This window comes from Parabacteroides faecalis (assembly GCF_022809355.1).
GTDB lineage: Bacteria > Bacteroidota > Bacteroidia > Bacteroidales > Tannerellaceae > Parabacteroides > Parabacteroides faecalis.
The window spans coordinates 1-7,674 of the sequence record NZ_JAKZMM010000085.1 but is presented as its reverse complement, the minus strand read 5'-3'; the positions used below and the strand labels follow the sequence as shown (position 1 = coordinate 7,674).

5 protein-coding genes are annotated in these 7,674 nt (G+C 45.7%); 2 read left to right on the top strand and 3 right to left on the bottom strand.

The features are described from left to right. Positions 1 to 90: 90 nt before the first annotated feature. From MUN53_RS17810 to MUN53_RS17800, 3 genes are all read right to left on the bottom strand, one after another. Positions 91 to 579 (bottom strand): glycoside hydrolase family protein, encoded by a 489-nt coding sequence (locus MUN53_RS17810; protein ID WP_243326740.1) that lies wholly within the window; start codon positions 577 to 579, stop codon positions 91 to 93. A 134-nt stretch (positions 580 to 713) separates the two neighbouring features. Continuing rightward, a complete protein-coding gene (locus tag MUN53_RS17805) occupies positions 714 to 2,819 on the bottom strand; it encodes a hypothetical protein (RefSeq protein WP_243326738.1) in 2,106 nt (701 codons plus the stop codon). Positions 2,820 to 2,828: 9 nt separating this feature from the next. Beyond that, positions 2,829 to 4,925, bottom strand: a complete 2,097-nt coding sequence (locus tag MUN53_RS17800) for a glycoside hydrolase family 38 C-terminal domain-containing protein (protein ID WP_243326737.1) — start codon at positions 4,923 to 4,925, stop codon at positions 2,829 to 2,831. A gap of 204 nt (positions 4,926 to 5,129) precedes the next feature. Between MUN53_RS17800 and MUN53_RS17795 the strand changes: the two genes are divergently transcribed. Further along, positions 5,130 to 6,311 (top strand): site-specific integrase, encoded by a 1,182-nt coding sequence (locus MUN53_RS17795; protein WP_068855511.1) that lies wholly within the window; start codon positions 5,130 to 5,132, stop codon positions 6,309 to 6,311. Beyond that, the gene (locus MUN53_RS17790; RefSeq protein WP_074557834.1) at positions 6,308 to 7,468 is read left to right on the top strand and encodes a tyrosine-type recombinase/integrase; all 1,161 of its coding nucleotides are present in this window, start codon (positions 6,308 to 6,310) and stop codon (positions 7,466 to 7,468) included. Before MUN53_RS17795 ends, MUN53_RS17790 begins: the two co-directional genes overlap by 4 nt. Positions 7,469 to 7,674: the final 206 nt, after the last annotated feature.

Below are 7,674 nucleotides of genomic sequence, written 5' to 3'. Positions count from 1 at the left end.
AGCTTTATTGTAAATTAATAGTTTGATCACTTCTAATCTACTAATAATCAGCGATAAGCACAACCTTTTATACATATTTATTTTATCAATTTAATTCCGCCAACGGGTTAACTTATCTCCTTCTATATAGAAGGCCGGATCCCAATAAGACCATATTTCCTTGACCTTTTCCCATTTTCCCAATTCCGGCTGATTGGAACGATAAAGCATTCCTTTACCATGGGTAGAACCGACATAATAAACATAATCGTCATGTACCATAATAGCCGGAGCATAATCTTCTATCGGCAATACGGAATCCGGTATCACCACATGCGTCCATGAATGAAAGTCCGAAGAATACCAGTAACCAGACGACTTAGACGCAAACAACAAGTACTTGTCCTTATAACGAACCACTGCCGGATCCGCAGCTTCCCGAATACCGTCTCCTCCGTCAATCTTCATAAAGCGGTAATCCAAATTCAGCGGATTACAAAAGGTAGAAGGATTTTCCTTGATTCTTGTTTCGATTGGCTGTTCCCTGTCACAAGCCCACAACGAAGCCAGCAAGAGACCAATCATTCCCATTTTATACATATTCTTATCTCCCTTAATAATTTACTTTCTAATGGTATATAGCACACTTTTCCCTGCCTTCACTTTCACTTTTTCAGTCCAGTGCAGGAAGGCATTATCGCCCAACGGCTTCCGAGCCATCTCCTGATTCTCGGTCAAGATAGTGACGCATCATAATTCGTCGGATTTGAGATCTTCAGACGGATAAATTGTCCTTCCTGTTTCACGATCTCAGCATTCACATGATCAAACACATACACTTCCGGTAAATCTGTCCGTACGTAAATACCCGGAATTTCCAAAGCCATCAAGGCTCCATTGGTTTCATTCCAGCCCGTCTTGCCACCATCTCCACGGCCACCACGACTATCGGCATCGCAATATGTCAATCGTTCTGTAATCTTTCCATTCGGCTGAATACCTTCTGCATGAGCATGAATAACGTCCCGCAGCAAATCGGCATACAGTGTGTCACCGGTTGCCCGATAGATCTTAAACAAAGCGTCACCCGACTGCGTACAGAAGCCCGGTGCTCCATGCTTATTCTGCGTGCTGGCCCAAACGGCTCCCGTCAGATTCGCTCCCAACTTGGCCAGCGGAGTGTCTTCGGGTAAACGATACGGGAAAGAGACTGTCCAGGTAGCACATAGATTGGCCAAATCCTTCGCTTGCTTCAGATAGCTGGCTTCTCCGGTTGCTTCATACAACGTAATCAATGAAGTCGTCAAGGCAATAGCCGTTTCTGAATCGGCATTCTGAAGGATGTCTCCACAGCCGCCAGAAGTAAATCCTACCAATGCAAACGTTGTATAATAGTCGGTCGCTGCTTCCCGGGCTATCTGCAGATACGCCGGACAATCAAAATATCGGGCAGCCAAGGTCAAACCGGCAACTGCCATCGCTCCGCCCGTTGTATTATATACGGCAATATCTCCCGACTCTATATCCAGATAATTTCCCCAAGTCTGATGTTTTCTCCAGGTCTGCACGAAAGCCTCAGCCAGCAGGCGGATTTGTTCTTTCCATTCCGGACGGATCAGATCCTTTTTCCCTTGAGTTTCCAGCAACATAAACTGCTTCACCATCCAATACAAGACATCCGCATTCCTTCGGGTCAGTCCGATTCCTTGCTGAACGACAGCAGCATCCCGATACAGCACCTTCCCGTCTGCGCCCAATACATCATAATAATAACCGCTCTTTCCTTTGGCTCGTGGCAAGGCAAAATCGAAGGTATGCTGAACCCGTCGTTCGTGCTCCGCATCACCCAATGCCAGCATCGGATATGTATTCATCAGTCCGCCAATCCAGCCATACGACATCCAGTCGGCATTCTCCGGACAATAATATTCCCATTGACTTCCCTGATAGTATCGTTCATCAATGTTCTTCACCATCCGGTCAAAGACTTCACTCATAGGCATTAAATGGCGAGGCTTTACATCGCCGGTATGCGACTTACGGCATTCCATGAACCGGGCCAATAAGTCCGGAACTTCTTCGCAGTAAAAGTCAATTCGGGTCACCCGTATCGTAATTTGGTCGCCTTTCTTTACATTGATACCGCGATCCGGACTCGGACTAAATCCGATAAACTCCGGTTTCTTTTCTCGGACACCCGGCGCACTGATAATAAACGAAGCCATAGAACGATCCCGACTTTCCTCTACAATCAGTCCATGATCCAGAATCTGTCCGTTCCATTCAATTCCTTGATCTGTCAGCAGAATCGTACCTTTCTGTTTCGCCCGATTCAGATAAACCATTGCCGGAGTCGTCGTATTATTTACCAGCACTTCCAGACGAGATACAGCGCCAAACTCCGGTGACAACTGAGGTATTGGATTAGAAGTCAGAGCCAAGTCTTTCCGAAAATAATCTGTCTTATCCAAGCCGGTAGCATATTCGCGGTTCACTATCCGCTGCCGGTTCCCATTATACACCGAAGCCGGAATCATCACATAGTTATCACTACTCCAACCGTTTTCGTCGAAAGACACAGCGACTCCAGCCGACTGCAGATCCCGCTTTGCCGTAAAAGTAAATGTATAGAGCGTATGTCCATGCTGTTGGGTTATCTGCTTATCAACCTGCCAGTCTGTACCCGCGTCTTCACAATGTTTCAATTGGGCTTTATCGTATGTACATTCCAGCAAACGACAAGGCGGATTAACCGTCGGCTGCTTGGGCAACCATCCTTGCGCACACAAAGGAGTTGCCAAAAGCAATGCCAATCCGATTAGTAAATCATACTTTCTCATGCGTCATCCCTATTCTTTAAATTCAATCTTCAACGTAACTTGTCCATACGGCTTCATGGAGAAAGCTCCCCGTATTTCTTCACCCGGAATTTCTTCTAACCGGCACAGACTAACCCGCGAAGGTTGTTTGCCCGGATAAGATAATGAAACCGGTTCTTCCTTATCGGATAAGGAGCGTAAGCGAACGATCAGTTCCTGATCCTGACCGGTTGATTTAAGAATAGTTGCATATACCTGTTCATTATCGACCGACAAGAGTGGAGTCAGCTTCGGGTCCTTGTCTGCCGTTACGTGAACAAGCGGCTGGGACTGTTCCAAGCCAAAACGATTGGATTCAACGATGTCAAAGTTCAAATGCGGATACAAACGATAGCGGAAAGTAACCGGACCTTCCTGCGTTGTCGGGAAATTGGTGTGCCAATGATTGTTCATCACCCAGGAATAGATCGTCGAACTGGGCGGCAATGTCTTCGCCCAAGGACCTTTTCCACCCCATCCCAAAGCAATATTGGCCAAGCGATTTCCATATTCGAATAAAGGAGCATCCAACGAACACCAGGTCACGCCATGAGTCTCATTCGACACATCCAACCATCGCTGAAGCGTCAACCAATTCCGGTTTCCTTGTTTCCACTGATCTTTTTCCACTTCCATCACATCCCAAGGAATATCCACCCGGGTAGTTGACTGAGGAACATGAAAACCAAAGCCAAAATGAATACCATCTTTCTCCAACCAAGGCAATTTATCCACCACATTCGAAATCTCTACCCAAGGTAATCCGGCTACCAGACGTACTGATCTCGACACGCTGCGGCAACCTTTTGCCTTCGAATCGATTCTCAACTCAACAACCAGCGGTCCGTTCTCAACGACCGAAATAGCCTGTACGGTATCAGCCTGTGGCAAATCCTTATTGGCAGGAAGCCAGGCGAAGGAGTTCGCTCCTCCATCAACAGACGGATCAATATAATTATAGGTATCTCCTTTCCGTTGCAAAGAGACGATGTTTCCCGTCTTTTCATCAATCTTGACTTGCAGAAACTCGTTTTCCAACGTAGTTCCCTGAATCTTGCAGGTCCCTTGCGCCGGACTTGTTCCCTCAACGACGCGGTAATGGGCAGAACCTAATGCCGGAACTTCGTCGGCCAGGAAGAGTAACTCTCCGGTTGACAGGCGTTGTGACGGAACCGTATTTCCCTGATCGTCCACCACCTGATCACCTTTCATGCTTTCCGCCGGACTCAACGTAACGACTCCTCCCTGTTTCCATGTATGCGTATTAAAGACGGCTATTCCTCCATTTGAAGGACCTTCTTTCGGTCCCAAACCACCATTTGACTTATCGGTAGCCGGAGCCAGGGCTTCATCCAATACCTGAATCGAACGATCTTCCGCTTCATGGAAATAAGACTGTTTTACTTTCCATATCGCATCCTGGAAGAAAGGTTCTGCCGGATTCTCAAAACACCAGGTGTGCTCCGAGCCTAACAGAATATATTTCCACGCCTCATCAAACTCTTCCCGCGGAGCCGCATTTCCATCAGCCAGCATGCTCCACAACGTTTCCGCCTGCGAAACCCGTTCCTTGGCATTCCGGTTCATCGCCGTCAACCGGGCAGCTGTACCCAAGCCATCCGTCCAATACTCCGTATAATCACCTTTGACAACAGGCAAATCCTTTCCATATTTTTCTTCGATCATCGACATGATTTCATGTCCGCCACAAATCCGGATCTTCGGATAGGCATATTTGGTATTCCAAGCCTGCACGGCATAAGGGACATCCGCATCCAACGGATTATTATCCCATAATGACCAGGACAAAACCGTAAAATCATACGGATAATTGTCTTTCTCCAACGCAATCAGTTTATCCGTAAAATCGACATTTGCCTTCCCGGTCTGGATACGCAACGGTACCTTTTTCTGATCCCGTTGTCCGAACCAAGGCCGCCCGGTCTCACCACCCTTGGTCATACTGCCACTATTCGCATATTGTCCCGGTTGCAGGAATAAGACCTTCGACTCGCCGTCCGGTCCGACCCACCAGTAACCACCAATTATCCCAAGCGGGTCTAACCATCGGAAATGAAAGGATAGCAAGGTGATGTAATATCACTGATTTACAGTCTATTAGGAATGAAAGCCGATTTTGGATTGGTTCGTTATTCTTTCCTAAATTAGCGGATTGTTTATCCACTTTTGTCTCGTTTTTGTCCCTCGTTGTATTATCTTTGTATCGCAAGTTAAATGCTTGATAATCAGTGATAAAAGAATATATTAACATCAGAAAAGAAAGGAAATAAAATGGGACGAAAGAAGAAGGAAATCCGTTTGAAGGAGCCTGTGCGCATCCGAGAAAAGAAGATAGCAGGTGGCAACATCAGCCTCTATCTTGACATTTACCAAAAGGGATTGAGAAAGAAAGAGACGCTGAAACTCTATCTTGTGCCAGAAATCAACGCTGCTACCAAGTTGCAAAACGCCAATACAAGAAAGTTGGCAGAGCAAATCAAGGCGCAGCGCATTCTTGACATCCAGAGAGAGGGTCTTGTGGATTGGGACAAGGTGAAGAAGTCACGCATGACACTTACCAAGTGGATGGATGACTTTGTGAAGTACAATGCCGAGTTGTCTGAGTCTTCCATGAAGACAAAGCGAAACACTCATGCTCGCATTGACCAATACCTCTTATATATAGGAAAACCAGAGTTTCTGTTGAAAGACGTGGATAAGGAGTTTTGCAAAGGCTTCATTACTTTTTTGAAGACTTGCACCTACAATGATGGAAAGAAACAACTCAGCACCACCACTTGCCGTATGTTCGTCAACTATTTCGGCTCGTCATTGGCAAAGGCAGTAAGGGACGGACTGATTGAGCAAAATCCATTCTTGCTGTTGGAGGCAAAGGAGAAGCCACAGAAGCGAGTGGCAGAGCGTGAGTTTCTGACGATAGAGGAAATAAAGAAAGTGATGAATACACCATGCCGTTATGAACTGGTAAAGAAAGCCTTTCTATTCTCCTGTTTCACTGGTCTGCGATATAGCGACATGAAAGCCTTGAACTGGAGTGAAATCCACAAGGCTGCTGACGGCAAGACAGAATACATTGACCACATCCAAGTCAAGACCAAGGATAGAGTAACCATCCCATTGTCGGAAGAAACAAAGAAGTGGATGCCTAAAAGAGAAGAAGGTATAGACAACATCTTCCACAATTTGACAATCACATCTACAACTGTAGAAGTGGTGCTGAAAGAATGGATGGAGGCAGCAGGAATAACCAAGCATATAACCTACCATTGCTCACGACATACGGCGGCAACTATGCTCCTGACACTCGGTGCAAGTATCTATGTAGTAAGTAAGATACTCGGACACAAGAGCATCAAGATGACGGAGATTTACGCCAAGATTGTTGACAAGAAGAAGTTGGAAACCGTGAACCTCGTGAACGGAATGTTTGACCAAATACCAGTAATACAATGAAGATAGAAATCAAGGAACGTAAGCTGACGGAAGGCAAAAGAGCCTTATATCTGGAATACTACGAGACTGGCTTCCGCAAGAGAGAAAACTTGCACCTCTATCTCTTGCCCGATGATGCCGTTGGTGCTGCAAAGCACAATCGGCTTACATACAACAAGGCTATGGAGATACGAGCAGAGCGCATCCTCACCCCTCCTGTATTGGAGAAAGAGAATGCCAAAAGCGAAGAACAAGGCAACGGCTTGACTTGGCTACAATGGTGCGATGATTATATCAAATGGTCTGTTGATTGTGGCAACTGCAAGAAGATGATAGGTCATAAGAATGTTGTCCGCAAACGTATAGCCACTTATTTACGGAGAGTAGATAAGAAAGACATCCTGCTGAAAGATGTCAGTAAAGATGAAATTTGCGGTCTTTTTGATTATATGCGCAACAAGTATCGCAACAAACGCCAAATCAAGACCAACGGAGGACGGTTGGCTGATTACACATTACTGTTGTTTGAGGAAACTGTCAAAGCGATATTTAACAAGGCTATGCGTGAAGGACTTGTAAAATTCAATCCTGTACACAGTCTAAACAAATTGGAACGCTTCCATGCTCCTGACAAACACAGAGAGTATCTTACGCCCGAAGAACTCACACATTTCCTGGCGGTGGAAGCAGAATGTGAGAATGAACGAACCGTACAACTGGCATTTGGGTTATCATCCATGACTGCCCTTCGCCTTGGCGATATGCAGCATCTGAGGTGGTGTGATATTAAAATGATAGATGGCGTGCCGACAATCAGCATCATACAGCGAAAGACAAAGCGTCCTGCCATTATTCCGCTCAATGAAATGGCACAATCGTTGTTGCCACCTCGGACGGATGACAATCCGGAAAGTCTTGTGTTTCACCTTGTCAAGAAGTCAGACAACGTATCGAAATACGTAAGAAGACTTAAAGAAAAGGCTGGCATAGAAAAGGATTTGACCTACCATTGCTCACGGCATACGACAGCATCGTTGGCTATCTCAGCAGGAGCAGACATATCAGCAGTGAAGGATGTTTTGGGACATGGAAGCATCACTTCAACCGAAGTTTATGCAAAAGTGGCTCTTGAAAAGAAGATAGAGGCGGTCAATCTGTTTAATGGCGTGTTTGATTGAGACATACAGCAGAGTGCGAACAATGGGGAAGTCTTACTTCTTCCCTTTTGTTGGAAAATTGCCGTCAGGCTGTATTCAAAAAACGCTTGTGTTCAAATAAACCTAAAATCCGCAACTATCATCCAATACACGATTAAGGGTAGATTTATGAGTCGTTAGTAGCAGCTTTCAGTAAAAAGCAACAGCACAACATCAATATGTAGCCA